This is a genomic window from Aliiroseovarius crassostreae (assembly GCF_025137635.1).
GTDB lineage: Bacteria > Pseudomonadota > Alphaproteobacteria > Rhodobacterales > Rhodobacteraceae > Aliiroseovarius > Aliiroseovarius crassostreae.
On the sequence record NZ_CP080772.1, the window covers coordinates 1,049,181 to 1,065,023 of the forward strand.

General features: G+C 59.3%; 19 protein-coding genes. 15 read left to right on the plus strand and 4 right to left on the minus strand.

Features of this window, described 5'->3' with window-relative positions; genetic code table 11:
• The first annotated feature begins 20 nt into the window (after positions 1-20).
• Positions 21-1,352, plus strand: a complete 1,332-nt coding sequence (gene tig / locus K3J57_RS05065) for a trigger factor (protein ID WP_259774810.1) — start codon at positions 21-23, stop codon at positions 1,350-1,352.
• Between the two features lie 222 nt (positions 1,353-1,574).
• Here tig and K3J57_RS05070 read toward each other — a convergent pair whose 3' ends face one another.
• From K3J57_RS05070 to rpsF, 4 genes are all read right to left on the minus strand, one after another.
• The gene (locus K3J57_RS05070) at positions 1,575-2,078 is read right to left on the minus strand and encodes a lytic transglycosylase domain-containing protein (RefSeq protein ID WP_259797355.1); all 504 of its coding nucleotides are present in this window, start codon (positions 2,076-2,078) and stop codon (positions 1,575-1,577) included.
• Positions 2,079-2,215: 137 nt separating this feature from the next.
• Entirely contained in the window at positions 2,216-2,830 is a 615-nt protein-coding gene (gene rplI, locus K3J57_RS05075) for a 50S ribosomal protein L9 (protein WP_173487269.1), read from the minus strand.
• Positions 2,831-2,840: 10 nt separating this feature from the next.
• Positions 2,841-3,068 (minus strand): 30S ribosomal protein S18, encoded by a 228-nt coding sequence (gene rpsR / locus K3J57_RS05080; RefSeq protein WP_055192646.1) that lies wholly within the window; start codon positions 3,066-3,068, stop codon positions 2,841-2,843.
• A gap of 19 nt (positions 3,069-3,087) precedes the next feature.
• Complete coding sequence (gene rpsF / locus K3J57_RS05085) at positions 3,088-3,444, minus strand: 30S ribosomal protein S6 (protein ID WP_055192645.1); 357 nt, start codon at positions 3,442-3,444, stop codon at positions 3,088-3,090.
• 281 nt (positions 3,445-3,725) lie between these two features.
• On the opposite strand from rpsF, the gene K3J57_RS05090 reads away from it, so the two are divergent.
• The 14 genes from K3J57_RS05090 to K3J57_RS05155 all read left to right on the plus strand — a co-directional run bounded on the left by K3J57_RS05090 (position 3,726) and on the right by K3J57_RS05155 (position 15,840).
• Positions 3,726-4,304 carry a hypothetical protein gene (locus K3J57_RS05090; protein WP_259794307.1) on the plus strand — a complete coding sequence of 193 codons (579 nt, stop codon included), beginning with the start codon at positions 3,726-3,728 and terminating at the stop codon, positions 4,302-4,304.
• A gap of 186 nt (positions 4,305-4,490) precedes the next feature.
• On the plus strand, positions 4,491-5,432 hold the full coding sequence (gene fabD / locus K3J57_RS05095) for an ACP S-malonyltransferase (protein WP_259774806.1): 942 nt from the start codon (positions 4,491-4,493) through the stop codon (positions 5,430-5,432).
• 91 nt (positions 5,433-5,523) lie between these two features.
• A complete protein-coding gene (fabG, locus tag K3J57_RS05100; protein ID WP_173487265.1) occupies positions 5,524-6,261 on the plus strand; it encodes a 3-oxoacyl-[acyl-carrier-protein] reductase in 738 nt (245 codons plus the stop codon).
• 224 nt (positions 6,262-6,485) lie between these two features.
• Positions 6,486-6,719, plus strand: coding sequence for an acyl carrier protein (locus K3J57_RS05105; protein WP_055192641.1), 234 nt, complete (start codon positions 6,486-6,488; stop codon positions 6,717-6,719).
• 191 nt (positions 6,720-6,910) lie between these two features.
• Positions 6,911-8,173: a beta-ketoacyl-ACP synthase II gene (gene fabF, locus K3J57_RS05110; RefSeq protein ID WP_259797356.1), complete on the plus strand. Its 1,263-nt coding sequence runs from the start codon at positions 6,911-6,913 to the stop codon at positions 8,171-8,173.
• The gene (gene mltG / locus K3J57_RS05115) at positions 8,173-9,333 is read left to right on the plus strand and encodes an endolytic transglycosylase MltG (RefSeq protein WP_259797357.1); all 1,161 of its coding nucleotides are present in this window, start codon (positions 8,173-8,175) and stop codon (positions 9,331-9,333) included. The genes fabF and mltG overlap by 1 nt, the downstream gene beginning before the upstream one ends.
• 174 nt (positions 9,334-9,507) lie before the next feature.
• Positions 9,508-9,858, plus strand: a complete 351-nt coding sequence (locus tag K3J57_RS05120) for a permease (protein ID WP_259778934.1) — start codon at positions 9,508-9,510, stop codon at positions 9,856-9,858.
• Entirely contained in the window at positions 9,785-11,134 is a 1,350-nt protein-coding gene (locus tag K3J57_RS05125; protein ID WP_259797359.1) for a DNA-packaging protein, read from the plus strand. Before K3J57_RS05120 ends, K3J57_RS05125 begins: the two co-directional genes overlap by 74 nt.
• A gap of 181 nt (positions 11,135-11,315) precedes the next feature.
• Complete coding sequence (locus tag K3J57_RS05130; protein WP_259797360.1) at positions 11,316-12,494, plus strand: phage portal protein; 1,179 nt, start codon at positions 11,316-11,318, stop codon at positions 12,492-12,494.
• A 32-nt stretch (positions 12,495-12,526) separates the two neighbouring features.
• Positions 12,527-13,072 (plus strand): HK97 family phage prohead protease, encoded by a 546-nt coding sequence (locus K3J57_RS05135; protein ID WP_055192710.1) that lies wholly within the window; start codon positions 12,527-12,529, stop codon positions 13,070-13,072.
• A 40-nt stretch (positions 13,073-13,112) separates the two neighbouring features.
• Positions 13,113-14,330, plus strand: a complete 1,218-nt coding sequence (locus K3J57_RS05140; RefSeq protein ID WP_259797361.1) for a phage major capsid protein — start codon at positions 13,113-13,115, stop codon at positions 14,328-14,330.
• Positions 14,331-14,495: 165 nt separating this feature from the next.
• On the plus strand, positions 14,496-15,098 hold the full coding sequence (locus K3J57_RS05145; RefSeq protein ID WP_259786588.1) for a head-tail connector protein: 603 nt from the start codon (positions 14,496-14,498) through the stop codon (positions 15,096-15,098).
• Complete coding sequence (locus K3J57_RS05150; RefSeq protein WP_173487258.1) at positions 15,095-15,433, plus strand: head-tail adaptor protein; 339 nt, start codon at positions 15,095-15,097, stop codon at positions 15,431-15,433. Before K3J57_RS05145 ends, K3J57_RS05150 begins: the two co-directional genes overlap by 4 nt.
• Entirely contained in the window at positions 15,430-15,840 is a 411-nt protein-coding gene (locus K3J57_RS05155) for a DUF3168 domain-containing protein (protein WP_259797363.1), read from the plus strand. Before K3J57_RS05150 ends, K3J57_RS05155 begins: the two co-directional genes overlap by 4 nt.
• Positions 15,841-15,843: the final 3 nt, after the last annotated feature.

Consider the following 15,843-nt stretch of genomic DNA (forward strand, 5'->3'; position numbering starts at 1 on the left):
GATGAAAGAAGGACAACGACATGCAGGTCACCGAGACCCTGAATGAAGGCCTGAAACGCGGTTACAAAATCGTGGTTCCCGCGGCCGATCTGGACGCAAAGGTCAATGAAAAGCTGGCCGAGGCGCAGCCGGAAGTGGAGATGAAAGGTTTCCGCAAGGGCAAGGTGCCGATGGCGCTTCTGAAAAAGCAGTTTGGTCAGCGCCTGATGGGCGAAGCCATGCAGGAATCGATTGATGGTGCAATGAACAAGCACTTCGAGGAAAGCGGCGATCGTCCGGCTTTGCAGCCCGATGTAAAAATGACCAACGAAGATTGGAAAGAAGGCGACGACGTCGAGGTCGAAATGACCTACGAAGCTCTGCCGGAAATTCCGGAAGTCGACCTGAAGGGCATCAAGCTCGAGAAGATGGTTGTGAAGGCTGGTGACGCTGACGTGGAAGAGGCCCTGGGCAACCTGGCCGAAACCGCGCAGGATTTCAAAGCCCGCAAAAAAGGGTCGAAAGCCAAAGACGGTGATCAGGTTGTAATCAACTTCCTGGGCAAAGTGGACGGCGAAGCCTTTGAAGGCGGCGCTGGCGACGATTACCCGCTGGTTCTGGGCTCGAACTCGTTCATTCCGGGGTTCGAAGACCAACTGGTTGGCGCCAAGGCCGGTGAAGAAGTGGAAGTCAAAGTGACCTTCCCCGCTGAATACGGCGCTGAGCACCTGGCCGGTAAAGATGCCGTGTTCGAATGCACCGTGAATGAGGTGAAGGAACCGGTTGCCGCAGAAATCAATGATGAGCTGGCCCAGAAATTCGGTGCCGAAGACCTCGAGGCTCTGAAAGCTCAGATCGCCGAGCGTCTTGAAGCTGAGTTCGGCGGTGCAGCCCGTGCCGTGATGAAGCGTGGCCTGCTGGATGAGCTGGACAAGCTGGTTGAGTTCGACCTGCCGCCGTCGCTGCTGGATGCAGAAGCCAAGCAGATCGCTCATCAGCTGTGGCATGAGGAAAACCCGGAAGTGGAAGGCCACGACCACCCGGAAGTTGAACCCACCGACGAGCACAACAAACTGGCTGGACGTCGTGTGCGCCTTGGTCTGCTGCTGGCCGAACTGGGCCAGAAGAACGAGATCCAGGTCTCTGATGCAGAGTTCACCCAGGCGATCATGAATCAGGCGCGTCAATACCCGGGGCAGGAGCGTCAGTTCTTTGAATTCGTTCAGCAAAACCCGCAGATGCGCCAGCAGATCCAGGCACCGCTGTTCGAAGATAAGGTCATTGACTACATCTTTGAACTGGCTGATGTGTCGGAAAAAGAAGTGTCGAAAGACGATCTTCAAAAGGCCGTTGAGGCGCTGGAAGACGAATAAGACGGGCATTTCCGCTTATGACAAGGCCGTCCCGCTTGGGGCGGCCTTTTTTGTGCCAGTTCGAACGGGAACGATCCCCGGCCTTTTTGCCACATTTTCCTGGTCAAAAATATCCTGGGGTGAATTGGCCCCGAAAAGGGACAAGAGGGGCAAGGCCCCTTCCCGAGCGAAGCGAGGCCACGCCCAAGCCTGTCGGCCAAAGGCCGTAAAGACGCGGGAGCATTACCCCGGTCGAAGCCCGGTCTCCACCAACAGCCCCAGCCGCTTGGCTTCGTAATAGTAGCCGCGCGCGTACCATTTCATTGCGCCTTCAATGCTGCCATTCGACACCAGATAAGCACCTTTCAGGTATTTCCCTGCATATTTCAGGTTCACATCTGGGTCGAGCAGCTCTTCTGCCGGGCCGCGGTGACCCATGGTGCGGGCGGTCTGGGGGAGGATCTGCAACAGCCCCCAATAGGGTCCGTTGCGCGCCCAGGGGCGGTGGGTGCTTTCGCGCACCGCCTGACGATGCACCAGCTCGCGCGGGATCTGGTAATGGTCGGCCCATTTGTTGATCAGGGCGCGCAGTTCGGGGGTCTCGTTGGGATAGAGCGGTGGATTGAACGCATCTTTGTGGGGGCGCGACCGGGTCGGTTCCGTTGTGCGCCCGCCGCATCCTGCCAGCAATGTGGCGGTTGCCAGCTGCACAAACTGGCGCCGTGGCATGGAAGAAATCTGTCTCATGTCCAGACGCTACAGCGTGGCGATGGGGACGCAAAGAAACTGTGTGGTGATCAGCATCTCTTTGCCACCCTTTTGGGGGCGGCAAGAAAAAGCCGCCCCGAAAGGCGGCTTTTAAGGTCGTTTCGGAAAGAGAAGAATTACTCTTCTTCCGAAGCTTCTTCAGCGACCGGAGCCGGAGCGTCGTCATCATCCGAAGCAGCGGCACCGATTTCGTCGAACAGTTCGGCGATTTCGAATTCAGCTTCGGCTTCAGCTTCTGCAGCCAGTTCCTGGATCGACTTGCCCGAGGCCTGCAGTTCGGCTTCTTCTTCCGAACGGGCCACGTTGAGGAAGATGTCAACTTCGACTTCAGGGTGCAGGCGCACATGCACGGCATGCAGACCCAGATCCTTGATCGGAGCTTTCAGGGCAACCTGTTTTTTGTCCAGCGAGAAGCCAGCTTCGGTGGCCACATCTGCGGCGTCACGCGGGGTGACGGAACCGTAGAGCGAGCCGGCATCCGAAGCGGAGCGAATCACGATGAACTGCTGACCGTCCAGCTTCTCAGCCAGAGCCTCAGCTTCTTTTTTGGTTTCGAGGTTGCGGGCTTCCAGCTGAGCTTTCTGAGCTTCGAAGCCAGCGATGTTGGCTTGCGAAGCGGTCAGGGCTTTGCCTTGCGGCAGCAGGAAGTTGCGGGCGTAACCCGGCTTGACGTCAACCACGTCACCCATTTGACCCAGTTTGGCCACGCGTTCCAGAAGGATAACTTGCATGATGTTCTCCTTACTTCACGGTGTAGGGCAGCAGGGCGAGGAAGCGGGCGCGTTTGATGGCACGGGCCAGTTCACGCTGCTTCTTGGCCGAAACGGCGGTGATGCGCGAAGGAACGATTTTGCCACGCTCAGAGATGTAGCGCTGCAGCAGACGGGTGTCTTTGTAATCGATCTTCGGGGCGTTGTCACCCGAGAACGGGCAGACCTTGCGGCGGCGGAAAAACGGTTTGCTAGCCATTGTTTAGATCCTTCCGAACTTAGCGGTCACGGCCACGGCGGTCGCCGCGTTCGTCACGTTTCTGCATTTGAACCGACGGACCTTCAGCGTGATCATCGACCTTGATGGTCAGGATCCGCATCACGTCGTCATGCAGGCGCATCAGGCGTTCCATTTCCTGAACCGCAGCGGCAGGCGCGTCGGTTTTCAGGAAGGCGTAATGCCCTTTGCGGTTCTTGTTGATCTTGTAGGCCATCGTTTTGACGCCCCAGTACTCGCTGTCAACGACTTTACCGCCGTTGTCGGCCAGCACGGTGCCAAAATGTTCGACGAGGTTTTCAGCTTGCGCGTTGGACAGGTCCTGGCGCGAGATGAAGACATGCTCATAAAGCGGCATGTGAGCTCCTGTTATTTACACGTGCTTCAAAGTATGGGCCCAACCTTTCCGCGACCCATTCACGAGAGGCAACGCAGTTCAAGACATGCGGAAAGGACAGGGCCTTATACACGGATCGGGCCAGGATGCAAGGGGCAGGGGAGAGGGGCACGCCTTGGCAGGTGCATGCGCCAGAACAGCGAAGGCGGCGGGTGTCAAAACAACTCCTCTCCGCTGCCCCATTCCCGCCACCTTTCAGGGCAAATGATTAACGGAAAGACGGCAAGGAAGGATGTTGCGTAATGAGCGTTCTGATCAACGATATCAACGATGTCAAATCCCTCGGATCGGAAGATCAGGGGCCGGAGCTGACCCACACGCGCTGGGGGTACATGATCACCTCTTGCGACGCTGCGGGTGTTGCGATGAGGGCTGGTTACCTCCTGTTGCGCTATGGCGGGATTGTTCTTTTTCTGGTTGCGGTTGGCCTTTGGGTGATGCCCGGCGCCTCCGTGCATCCTGATATCATCCCGTTCAAGATCGGGGTGAGCGTGCTTTTTGCCCTGCTCGGGTCGGTTCTGTTCTGGAGCGGCACCAATGACCGGTGTGGAGAAACGCAGGTTGATCTCGAACGGCGCCAGCTGCGCCGGGGGCTGCGGCGCGCAAACGGCCGCTTTTCGGTGGTTGCTGAAATGCCGCTTCAGCAGGCGGGCGATCTGTTTGTCTCGCGCCCGGCATATGAGGGGGACGATGCCGTTCTTTATGTGCGCCGCAACGATGCGCCGTTGGCTTTCGAAGTGGCCGCCGGGCCGGAGGACCTGTTGTATCCGCTGCTGAAGCGCATCAAAGCGGATATGAGGCGTGCAACACTCGCCGCCTGACGAAACCGGTCCTGCCTGAGCCTGGGTCCATGCGCTGTGCGGCGTGATCTGGGCGAGGCGCGAACCACGGATGGGGTGCGGCAGCGCCCCATTTTTTTTGGTGCAGTTTAAACCCGTTGCGCCCGCTTCCCCCGCAGGCTATGCCCTTGGGGAAAGAAATCTGTCCGATTGGGCAAAGGAGGGTTTATGAGCCGCGCATTCGTATTTCCCGGGCAGGGTGCCCAATCCATTGGCATGGGCAAAGCCCTCGCAGAGGCATACCCGGAAGCCAAAGCTGTGTTTGACGAGGTGGACGAGGCCCTTGGCGAAAAACTTTCGACCCTGATCTGGGAAGGGGACCAGGCAGAGCTGACCCTGACCCAGAATGCGCAACCCGCGCTGATGGCCACGTCGCTGGCTGCTGTGAAGGCACTGGAAGCGGAAGGCGTGGGAATTGACGCTGCCGCCTATGTCGCCGGGCATTCGCTTGGGGAATATTCCGCGCTGGCCGCTGCGGGCACCTTCTCCATTGCCGACACCGCGCGCCTGCTGCGCATTCGTGGCAAGGCGATGCAGGAGGCTGTTCCGGTCGGGGTTGGGGCCATGGCGGCACTGCTTGGTCTGGATTTCGACGCCGCGACCGATGTCGCCGAGGAAGCCGCACAGGGGCAGGTCTGTCAGGCCGCCAATGACAATGATCCCGCACAGGTTGTGGTGTCTGGCCATAAGGAGGCGGTTGAGCGCGCGGTTGAGATTGCCAAGCAGAAAGGCGCGCGTCGTGCCGTGCTGCTGCCAGTGAGCGCCCCGTTCCATTGTGAACTGATGCAACCGGCGGCCGAAGCGATGGCGCAGGCTCTGGCAGAGGTGGATATGGAACGTCCCAGCGTGCCGCTGGTGGCCAATGTGCGGGCCACCGCACTTTCCGATCCGGCGACAATCCGCTCTTTGCTGGTGGAGCAGGTGACCGGTTCCGTGCGCTGGCGCGAAAGTGTTGCGTGGATGGCAAATGAAGGCGTGAGTGAGGTCTGGGAAATCGGTGCCGGCAAGGCGCTTTCGGGCATGATCCGCCGGATTGCCAAGGATGTGACCTGCCGGGCGGTGGGCACACCTGAGGATGTGAAAGCTGCCATTGAGGCGCTGAACGGATAATTCAGAAGAGCTGCCGGTCTCGTGGGGGAAACACTCGCTTGTTTTCTGTCGCGGGGCTGAGGTGGGCTGGAAAGCAAAGAAGGAAAAGCAGATGTTCGATCTGACGGGTAAAAATGCGCTGATCACGGGCGCCTCGGGGGGTATTGGTGGCGCGATTGCCAAGGCGCTTCACGGCGCGGGGGCGACTGTGGCGCTGTCAGGAACCCGGGTGGAGCCGCTTGAGGCTCTGGCCGCCGAACTGGGGGAGCGTGCGCATGTGTTGCCCTGCAACCTTTCGGATGGCGAGGCGGTGGATGCCCTGCCTAAGCAGGCAATTGAGGTGATGGGATCGGTCGATATTCTGGTGAACAATGCTGGTATCACCCGGGATCAGATCTTTATGCGCATGTCGGATGAGGAATGGGATAGCGTGATCAACGTGAACCTGACCTCGACCATGCGGCTCTGCCGTGGGGTGATGCGCCCGATGATGAAGTCGCGCTGGGGGCGAATCGTCAATATCAGTTCGATCGTCGGTGCCACCGGAAACCCCGGTCAGGTGAACTATGCTGCGTCGAAGGCGGGCATGGTCGGCATGACCAAATCGCTGGCCTATGAAGTTGCAAGCCGCGGCATCACCGCCAACTGTGTGGCACCGGGCTTCATTGCAACCGCGATGACCGACAAGCTGAGCGATGATCAGAAAGACAAGATCAACGTGCAAATTCCGGCCGCGCGTATGGGCAGTGCGGATGAAATTGCGGCCGCAGTTCTGTATCTGGCGTCAAACGAAGCAGGTTACACGACCGGTGCGACGCTGCATGTCAACGGTGGCATGGCGATGCTTTAAGGCTTTGATCAAGGGGCCGGGTGTGCCTGCCCCTTGATCCCTGAAATGGTTTGCCTATCTTACCCGATGTGGTATAGGCGGCGCAGGTTTTCCCCCGGGCGCATTTGCATGTCTGGGGATCTCGGCATAACGCGCGGGAAACTGAGCGGTCTTTCGAGGCCAAATGAGACAGGGCTCCGGCCCGACCCAAAGGGCACAAGCCCTGAATAATGTGAGGATTTACCATGAGCGACGTCGCAGATCGCGTGAAAAAAATCGTTGTTGAGCACCTGGGTGTGGAAGAGGACAAGGTCACGGAATCGGCCTCGTTCATTGACGACCTGGGCGCAGACAGCCTGGACACCGTTGAGCTGGTTATGGCTTTCGAAGAAGAGTTCGGCATTGAGATCCCGGATGACGCTGCCGAAACCATCCAGACCTTCGGCGACGCCGTAAAGTTCATCACCGAAGCTCAATAAGCGCGTGTGACAGAAACTGGGAAACGGCGCCCTTCGGGGCGTCGTTTTCGTTTGTGAACAGGAATTTTTCCTGCAGGCAGGGCGGAACGACGTGCGGGCAGTTGCCCGTTTCCGGAAAACGCCTTGCCCCGCATGGCTTGCCCGCGTTATTTAACGCGAGAGTTTGAAATACCTTTGAAAGGGCTACAAATATGCGTCGAGTGGTAGTGACAGGTCTGGGCATGGTATCTCCGCTGGCCAGCGGGGTCGAGGAAACCTGGAAACGTATTCTGGACGGGCAGTCGGGCGCAGGTCCGATCACCAAGTTTGATGCCTCCAATGTAACCACCAAATATGCCTGCGAAGTGCCGTTTGGTGATGGCACTGACGGGACATTCAACCCCGATGACTGGATGGCTCCGAAAGAGCGCCGTAAGGTGGATGATTTCATCCTTTACGGTATCGCAGCTTCCGATATGGCATTGGCTGATGCGGGCTGGACCCCGGAAGCAGAGGAAGACCGCCTGCGCACGGGCGTGATGATCGGCTCCGGCATTGGCGGGCTGTCGTCAATTGCCGATACGGCTGTGCTGATCAAGGAACGTGGCCCCCGCCGGGTTTCGCCCTTCTTCATCCCCGGGTCGCTGATCAACCTGATCTCCGGACAGGTGTCCATCAAATACGGCTTCAAAGGTCCGAACCATGCGGTTGTGACCGCCTGTTCGACCGGCGCGCACGCCATTGGTGATGCAACCCGTCTGATCCAGTCCGGCGATGTAGATGTGATGGTGGCCGGCGGTGCCGAAGCTGCGATCTGTGAGATCGGTATTGCGGGTTTCAACGCCTGTAAAGCCCTGTCGACCAAGCGCGAAGATGACCCCAAAGCGGCCAGCCGCCCCTATGACAACGACCGGGATGGGTTCGTGATGGGTGAAGGTGCCGGAATTGTGGTGCTGGAAGAGTACGAACACGCCAAGGCGCGCGGTGCCAAGATCTATGCCGAGGTGCTGGGCTATGGCCTGTCGGGCGACGCCTATCACATCACCGCCCCGTCCGAGGATGGCGACGGTGGCTTCCGCGCCATGACCGCGGCTTTGGCGAAAGCTGGTCTGGAACCGTCAGCGGTGGATTACATCAACGCCCACGGCACGTCCACGATGGCAGACACGGTTGAGTTGGGTGCAGTTGAGCGTCTGCTGGGCGACGCGGCTGACAAGGCCACCATGTCCTCGACCAAATCCTCAATCGGTCACCTGCTTGGCGCTGCTGGTGCGGTGGAAGCGATCTTCTGTGTCTTGGCAATCCGCGACCAGATTGCACCGCCAACATTGAACCTCGACAACCCGGCAGTCGCGCCGCGCCTGTCGCTGGCAGCCAACAAGGCGGAACCGCGCGACATCAACATCACCCTCTCGAACAGTTTCGGATTTGGTGGCACCAATGCCTGTCTTGTTATGGGCAAGGTCGCTGACTGATGTGGCGAAACATCGCGTCCAACGCGCTGACGCTTTTCATCCTCATCCTGATTGTCGGGGTGGGGATGATCGCTTGGGGCAAACGTGAGTTTACCCAACCGGGTCCCCTGGCGCAGGCGGTCTGTCTCAAGGTAGAGCGTGGATCGAATTTCAACCGGGTGTCGAAGAATCTGGAGACCCTGGGGGCAATTTCCTACCCGCAGATCTTTCGTGTCGGTGTCAGCTATTCCGAAAAGTCCAACCAGCTTAAAGCCGGGTCCTTTTTGGTGCCGGAGGGGGCCTCGATGGCTGACATCATCGAGATCGTCACCCGTGGCGGGTCGTCGACATGTGGCACGGAAATTCTCTATCGTATCGGCGTCCTGAGTGCGATCATGCAAGTGCGTGAGCTGGATCCCGTCTCGCAGGAATACAAGGTGGCAGCCGAGTTCAAACCGGCAGAGCTCGAAGGGGCAGCCCCGGATGTTTACCTGTCCAAGAGAGAAGAGGCCGATACCCGTTACCGCATCGCAATTGCGGAAGGTGTCACCAGCTGGCAGGTGGTGGAAAGCCTGAAAGCCGCTGATTTCCTCTCCGGTGAGATTGCAGGCGTTCCGGCCGAAGGCAGCCTTGCGCCGGACAGCTATGAGATGAAAGCCGGACGTGCCCGATCAGAGCTGATTTCCGAAATGATGGCGTCGCAGGCAATTACCCTTGTGGAAGCCTGGAAAAATCGGGCAGAGGGGTTGCCTTATGCAAGCCCGGAAGAGGCGCTGATCATGGCCTCGATCGTCGAAAAGGAAACCGGTCTGGCTGAGGAACGTCGTCAGGTTGCAAGCGTATTCGTGAACCGCCTGAACAAAGGAATGCGTCTGCAGACCGACCCGACCGTGATCTATGGTATCACCAAGGGGCAAGGCGCTCTGGGCCGGGGATTGCGGCAATCAGAATTGCGGCGGGAAACCCCCTATAACACCTATGTCATAGACGGGCTTCCGCCCACACCGATTGCCAATCCGGGACGCGCAGCGATTGAAGCTGCCCTGAACCCGGCGGACACGGAGTACCTGTTCTTCGTCGCGGATGGAACCGGCGGGCATGCTTTCGCAACCACCTTGCAAGAGCACAATGCCAATGTCGCCAACTGGCGCAAAATCGAAGCGGAGCGTGCGAAACAGTAAACACCCGCTGAACAGATCGTGCGCTGTTGCCAGTGCACGATTTGACCGTGCGCACGGTCCCCGGTAAGTTTTCAATTACGCTAGAAGACGTGGATCAACGGCCCAGGCATTTGCCTCGGGCCGTTTTTTCATGTCGCTCGTGCGGACGAGAGCATGAGAGGCAGACACAAAAAGATGAGCAATAATAAGCCTTTGAAAGCAGATGCAGAAGCGATGGATTATATCGAAATCGCCAATGGATTGTTTAATCGTGTTTTGAATGAGTTGGAGCGCCAGTTGCGGGCTTCTGAAGAAGGAATGAGCGAGGGCGAATGTGGTTTGGCGAAAACATCGACCGAATTGCGCAAGGCTCTGCAGACCGTATTTGATGAAAGGAAGAGACTTGAACAGACTAGCAAAACTGCCGGGCAAGGAGCGGCTGGAACCAGCCTCAACCTTGCTCAGGCCAGAGATGAGATCGGGCGCAGACTGGCTTGCCTGCGCGACGTCAGACGAGCAAGAGGCCTTCCTGAGCAGCCTGACTGACAGCGCAATTGCAGCCCTTCCTTACATTTTCGACTTCTGGGCGCTGCCGCATCAGGTGGCGCCGGAAGGGGACTGGCGTAGCTGGGTGATCATGGGGGGGCGCGGCGCGGGGAAAACCCGCGCTGGCTCCGAGTGGGTGCGCGCTGAGGTTGAGGGGGATGGCCCCTTTGATCCGGGCCGCTCGCGCCGGGTTGCCTTGATTGGCGAGACCTTTGATCAGACCCGCGATGTGATGGTGTTTGGCGAAAGTGGCATTATCGCGTGTTCGCCGCCTGATCGCCGGCCGGAGTGGATTGCCTCGCGCCGCCAACTGGTCTGGCCGAACGGGGCGGTGGCGCAGGTGTTTTCCGCCAGTGACCCGGAAGGGCTGCGCGGGCCGCAGTTTGATGCGGCCTGGGTGGACGAGTTGGCGAAATGGAAAAAGGCCGAAGAGACCTGGGATATGCTTCAGTTCGGTTTGCGTCTGGGCGCGCATCCGCGGCAGGTGATCACCACCACGCCGCGCAATGTCAATGTGCTGAAAGAAATTCTGGCCAACCCCTCAACCGTCACCACCCATGCACCAACCGAAGCCAACCGGGCCTATCTTGCGAAAAGTTTTCTTGAGGAGGTGCGCCACCGCTATGCGGGCACGCATCTTGGCCGACAGGAGCTGGATGGGGTGCTGATGGAGGGTGTGGAGGGTGCAATGTGGGAAATGAAGGAGATTGACCAGAAGCGCCATGAGGGTGCGCTGCCGGATTTCAACCGCATCGTGGTTGCCGTTGACCCGTCTGTCACCGCGCATAAAGGGTCGGATGAATGCGGTATCGTCGTTGTGGGCGCCGTGACCGAGGGGCATCCACGTGATTGGCGCGCCTATGTGCTTGAGGATGCCTCAACCTCCGGGGCGACGCCGACAGAATGGGCCGAGGCGGCGCTGGCGGCCATGCACCGACATGGGGCAGACCGTCTGGTGGCCGAAGTCAATCAGGGTGGGGCTCTGGTGGAGCAGGTGGTGCGCCAGATTGATCCCACAGTGCCCTATCGGGCGGTTCATGCCAGCCGGGGCAAGGCACAACGGGCAGAACCGGTGGCAGCACTTTATGAGCAGGGCAAAGTCTTTCACGCGGGTTTCTTTTCCCAGCTTGAAGATCAAATGTGTCAGATGACCCCGACAGGGTATGAGGGCAAGGGCAGCCCTGATCGTCTGGATGCGTTGGTCTGGGCATTGCACGAACTGATGATTGCCCCTGTTGCGCATTGGTCCCGGCCACAGGTGCGAACGCTCGGTTAAACTCTTTTTTAACCAGTGGTGGCAAAGTGCCAAACATCGAAAGGCGGGATGCTGCGGCAGATTGAACCGGCATCCTGACCAACCCAAGACAAGAGAAATATGAACCGGCTGGCGCGGGTGCGCTCGCGCCGGACTGGAACCGGCTTGCCTATTGGCGGCTTGAAACGAGGAGAACCAGCATATGGTTTTTAACTTTCTGAAGCGTGGTGAGGAAGCTCCGGTCGAGACCAAGGCCTCGGCCACCGGCCCCGTTATCGCCTATCATGGCTCGGGGCGGGTGGCATGGAGCCCGCGGGATGTGGTCAGCCTGACCAAAACCGGTTTTGCGGCCAACCCGGTTGGTTTTCGGTCCGTGAAACTGATTGCAGAAGCTGGCGCGGCGCTGCCGCTTGTGCTTCAGGATGCCGAGCGGCGCTATGACGAGCACCCGATTTTGGACCTGCTGTCGCGTCCGAATGCTGCGCAAAGCCGCGCAGAGCTGTTTGAGGCCCTGTTTGGCCAGCTTACCCTGACGGGGAATGGGTATCTGGAGGCGGTTGGCGGCCAGGAGGGCGCCCCGCTGGAGCTGCACGTTCTGCGCTCGGACCGAATGAACCTGGTGCCGGGGGCCAATGGCTGGCCGGTGGCCTATGACTATGCGGTTGGGGCCAAGAAACACCGGTTCCATCTGGGGGAAGGGCCAAGCCCGGTCTGCCACATCAAGAATTTCCATCCGCAGGACGATCATTACGGCCTGTCGCCCCTGCAGGCCGCGGCCACTGCAATTGATGTGCACAATGCGGCATCCAGTTGGTCAAAGGCCCTATTGGACAATGCCGCCCGTCCGTCAGGTGCGATTGTTTACAAGGGGATGGATGGACAGGCGCAGATGTCGGCGGATCAATATGACCGCCTGCTGAGCGAGATGGAAGCCCATCACGTCGGTGCACGAAATGCCGGGCGTCCGATGCTCCTTGAAGGGGGGCTGGACTGGAAACCGATGGGGTTCTCGCCTTCTGACATGGAGTTTCAGAAAACAAAAGAGGCCGCCGCGCGCGAAATTGCGCAGGCCTTTGGGGTTCCCCCGATGCTGATCGGCATTCCAGGGGATGCGACCTACGCCAATTATCAGGAAGCCAATCGGGCCTTCTACCGGTTGACGGTTGTTCCGATGGTGCAGCGGGTTGCGGCCAATGTTGGGCATTGGCTGAGCGAGTTCACCGGCGAGGCGGTGACGCTCAAGCCCGACCTGGATCAGGTGCCTGCTTTGGCCGCCGAACGGGATCAGCAATGGAAACGCGTGGCTGAGGCGGGCTTTTTGTCCGATGCCGAAAAGCGGGCGCTGCTGGGGCTGCCGAAACTGTCGGACGACGATCAATAAGGAATGCGAACATGAGCGATTACCATACCCATATGGGGTTGGAGCATAAATTCGTCCGCCTCGGGCAGACAGTTCAGACCGATGAGGGCATCGCGATCGAAGGGTATGCCAGCTATTTCGGCGAGGTTGATAACGGCAATGACGTTGTGCTGAAAGGCGCCTATGCGAAAAGCCTTACCGAGCTGTCGGCAAAAGGGCGAAATGTCAAAATGCTCTGGCAGCATGACCCAAGCCAGCCGATTGGTGTCTGGGACGAGGTGCGTGAAGACCACAAGGGCCTGTTTGTCAAAGGGCGGATCCTGACCGATGTGGAACGGGGCCGAGAAGCCGCCGCTTTGATTGAGGCCGGGGCCATGGATGGCCTGTCGATCGGCTATCGCACCGTGAAAGCCACAAAGAACGACAAGGGCCAGAGGCTCTTGAGCGAGCTGGAACTTTGGGAAGTGTCGCTTGTCACTTTCCCGATGTTGCCCAGTGCGCGGGTGGGCGCCAAGGGGGAAACCCCGGGCGATGATGCCCTCCTGTGTGAACTGGCCGCCGCCCTTTCGGAGGCGCGCCAAATACTGGCAGGCGAGTGAGCCGCGCCAGTGATCTGAACCTTCTATCAAGGACCCATCCATGAGCGAAAAAGAGATCAAAGCTCAGGGCCGGACAGGTGCGCCTTCTGGTCCCGGTCAGGCGCACGCCCCGGTTGCCGAGGTGAAGACCGCACTGGCCGGTTTCGTGAGCGATATCAAAGAGTTTCAATCTGAAATTTCCACCAAACTTCAACAACAGGAAGAGCGACTGACCATGCTGGATCGCAAATCTCAACTGAACGCGGCACGGCCGCACCTGGCCGCTGAAACCGATCTCGGCGCCCCCCACCAGAAAGCCTTTGAAGCCTATGTGCGTTCGGGCGACGATGACGGCCTGCGCGGCCTTCAACTGGAAGGCAAAGCCATGTCGACCGCCGTGGCCGCCGACGGTGGTTACCTGGTGGATCCGGTGACCGCTGACACCATCAAAGGTGTGCTGTCCAACGCCGCATCCCTGCGCTCGGTTGCCAATGTGGTCAATGTCGAAGGCACCGCCTATGACGTGCTGATCGACCAGGATGATCTGGTGACCGGTTGGGCTTCTGAAACCGGTTCCGCCGCTGAGACCGGCACCCCCAAGATCGACCGTATTTCGATCCCGCTGCACGAACTGTCGGCCCTGCCGAAAGTGTCGCAGCGCCTGCTGGATGACAGTGCGTTTGATATCGAAAGCTGGCTGGCGGGTCGTATCGCCGAGAAATTTGCCCGCGCGGAATCGGCTGCCTTTATCAACGGTGATGGCGTCGACAAGCCGAATGGTTTCCTGAACCATACTGCGGTTGAGAACGGGTCGTGGAGCTGGGGCAACCTGGGCTATGTGGCAACTGGTGCGGATGGTGACTTTGACGGCACCAACCCGGCGGATGCGATTTTCGACCTGATCTATGCGCTGGGTGCTGATTACCGCGCCAATGGCGTCTTTGTGATGAACTCGAAAACCGTGGGCGCCGTGCGCAAGCTGAAAGATGCTGATGGCCGCTTCCTGTGGTCGGATGCCACCGTCGCTGGCGAGCCCGCTCGTCTGATCGGCTACCCGGTTCTGATTGCAGAAGACATGCCGGATATCGCATCGGGCAGCGCCTCGATTGCCTTCGGTGACTTTGCCAATGGTTACACCGTGGCTGAACGTCCCGACACCCGCATCCTGCGTGACCCGTTCTCGGCCAAGCCGCATGTTCTGTTCTATGCCACCAAGCGCGTGGGCGGTGACGTGAGCGACTTTGCCGCGATCAAACTGCTGAAATTCTCGGTGTCCTAAGCCGGGAACCAAGGTCCGGGCGGTGCGTGTCACCGTTCGGGCTGGGCACACGCTGGCCAACTCCGTGTTGTCTAGCTGCTCCCCCTCCGTCCGAGCAATACGGACAGCGTGTGCCCATCCAACCCATTCCTTTGACGTGAGGGGCCCGAATTTCGGAGATGATCCATGATGTTAGTCGAGCAGACCACTGTGCCGATCGCGGCCCTGCCGGTCGCCCAATTCAAGGACCACCTGCGGCTGGGCACCGGGTTTGCCGATGACGGGGTGCAGGATAATGTGTTGGAGAGTTATTTGCGCGCGGCGATGGCCGCGATCGAGGCTCGCACCGGCAAGATCCTGATCACCCGGTCGTTTACCTGGACCTTGACCGCCTGGCGCGATCTGGCGACGCAGGCCCTGCCGGTTGGTCCTGTCAGCGCAATCACCGGCCTGACCATTACCGACCGCCTTGGCACGGATGAGGTGATCTCATCAGACCGCTATCGCCTTGAAAAAGACCTGCACCGTCCCAAGCTGGTGTCGACCGGGATCTGCCTGCCGGCCATTCCGGTCGCGGGTGAAGTGGAAATCGGTTTTGATGCTGGTTTCGGTGCGGACTGGGCGGATATTCCCGCAGATCTCGCGCAAGCGGTGCTGATGTTGGCCGCGTATTACTATGAAAACCGTTCAGATATGAGCGCCGGAGCGGGGGATCTGCCCTTTGGTGTGACCGCTTTGATCCAGCGGTATCGTGTGGTGCGGCTCTTTGGTGGTGGGGGTGCGCAGTGACCCTACCTGTTCTCAATCGCAAATTGACGTTGGAAGAGCCTCAGAGGGTGCCGGATGGCGCAGGGGGCTTTGACGAAACCTGGGTCGCGCTTGGTGAGCTCTGGGCAGATATCAAAGCAGGTACGGGGAATGAGAAAGCGGCCGATCATGTGACATTGTCCTCGATCAGCTTTCGCATCACCGTCCGGGCCGCCCCTCATGGTGCGCCGTCACGTCCAAAACCCGAACAGCGCTTTCGTGCAGGGGCCCGGATATTCCGCATCCTTGCGGTGACCGAAGCGGATGGCAGCGCCCAGTATCTGACCTGTTTCGCAAAAGAGGAGGTGGTCGCATGAGCTATGGCGTTTCTGCTGCCCTTCAACAGGCGATTTATCAACGTTTGCAGGCGGATAGCGCTCTGGATGCCCTGATTGGTTCGGCGATCTATGATGCCGTTCCATCCGGGATTATCACCGGAACCTATGTCTCGATCGGGCCGGAGGATGTGGCTGAGAAATCGGACATGACCGGCCATGGGGCGCTGCATGAATTCACCGTTTCTGTGGTGACCGATGCGGCGGGGTTTCAGCAGGCGAAAGAAGTGGCCGCGGCCATTTCCGACAGTCTGGTGGATGCCACCCTGATCCTGGCCCGCGGCAAGCTGGTCTATCTCAATTTCAACCGGGCCAAGGCCCGCCGTGTTCAGGATGCGGATGTGCGCAGGATCGACCTGACCTTCCATGCCCGCGTCGAAGACGACTAACGC

Coding starts and splice junctions, on each gene's coding strand:
- mltG (WP_259797357.1), top strand. CDS start 8,173: ATGTGGCGAAACATCGCGTCCAACGCGCTGACGCTTTTCATCCTCATC.
- fabF (WP_259797356.1), top strand. CDS start 6,911: ATGCGTCGAGTGGTAGTGACAGGTCTGGGCATGGTATCTCCGCTGGCC.
- rpsR (WP_055192646.1), bottom strand. CDS start 3,068: ATGGCTAGCAAACCGTTTTTCCGCCGCCGCAAGGTCTGCCCGTTCTCG.
- rpsF (WP_055192645.1), bottom strand. CDS start 3,444: ATGCCGCTTTATGAGCATGTCTTCATCTCGCGCCAGGACCTGTCCAAC.
- K3J57_RS05120 (WP_259778934.1), top strand. CDS start 9,508: ATGAGCAATAATAAGCCTTTGAAAGCAGATGCAGAAGCGATGGATTAT.
- rplI (WP_173487269.1), bottom strand. CDS start 2,830: ATGCAAGTTATCCTTCTGGAACGCGTGGCCAAACTGGGTCAAATGGGT.
- K3J57_RS05125 (WP_259797359.1), top strand. CDS start 9,785: ATGAGATCGGGCGCAGACTGGCTTGCCTGCGCGACGTCAGACGAGCAA.
- fabD (WP_259774806.1), top strand. CDS start 4,491: ATGAGCCGCGCATTCGTATTTCCCGGGCAGGGTGCCCAATCCATTGGC.
- tig (WP_259774810.1), top strand. CDS start 21: ATGCAGGTCACCGAGACCCTGAATGAAGGCCTGAAACGCGGTTACAAA.
- K3J57_RS05140 (WP_259797361.1), top strand. CDS start 13,113: ATGAGCGAAAAAGAGATCAAAGCTCAGGGCCGGACAGGTGCGCCTTCT.
- K3J57_RS05105 (WP_055192641.1), top strand. CDS start 6,486: ATGAGCGACGTCGCAGATCGCGTGAAAAAAATCGTTGTTGAGCACCTG.
- K3J57_RS05130 (WP_259797360.1), top strand. CDS start 11,316: ATGGTTTTTAACTTTCTGAAGCGTGGTGAGGAAGCTCCGGTCGAGACC.
- K3J57_RS05135 (WP_055192710.1), top strand. CDS start 12,527: ATGGGGTTGGAGCATAAATTCGTCCGCCTCGGGCAGACAGTTCAGACC.
- K3J57_RS05090 (WP_259794307.1), top strand. CDS start 3,726: ATGAGCGTTCTGATCAACGATATCAACGATGTCAAATCCCTCGGATCG.
- fabG (WP_173487265.1), top strand. CDS start 5,524: ATGTTCGATCTGACGGGTAAAAATGCGCTGATCACGGGCGCCTCGGGG.
- K3J57_RS05155 (WP_259797363.1), top strand. CDS start 15,430: ATGAGCTATGGCGTTTCTGCTGCCCTTCAACAGGCGATTTATCAACGT.
- K3J57_RS05070 (WP_259797355.1), bottom strand. CDS start 2,078: ATGAGACAGATTTCTTCCATGCCACGGCGCCAGTTTGTGCAGCTGGCA.
- K3J57_RS05145 (WP_259786588.1), top strand. CDS start 14,496: ATGATGTTAGTCGAGCAGACCACTGTGCCGATCGCGGCCCTGCCGGTC.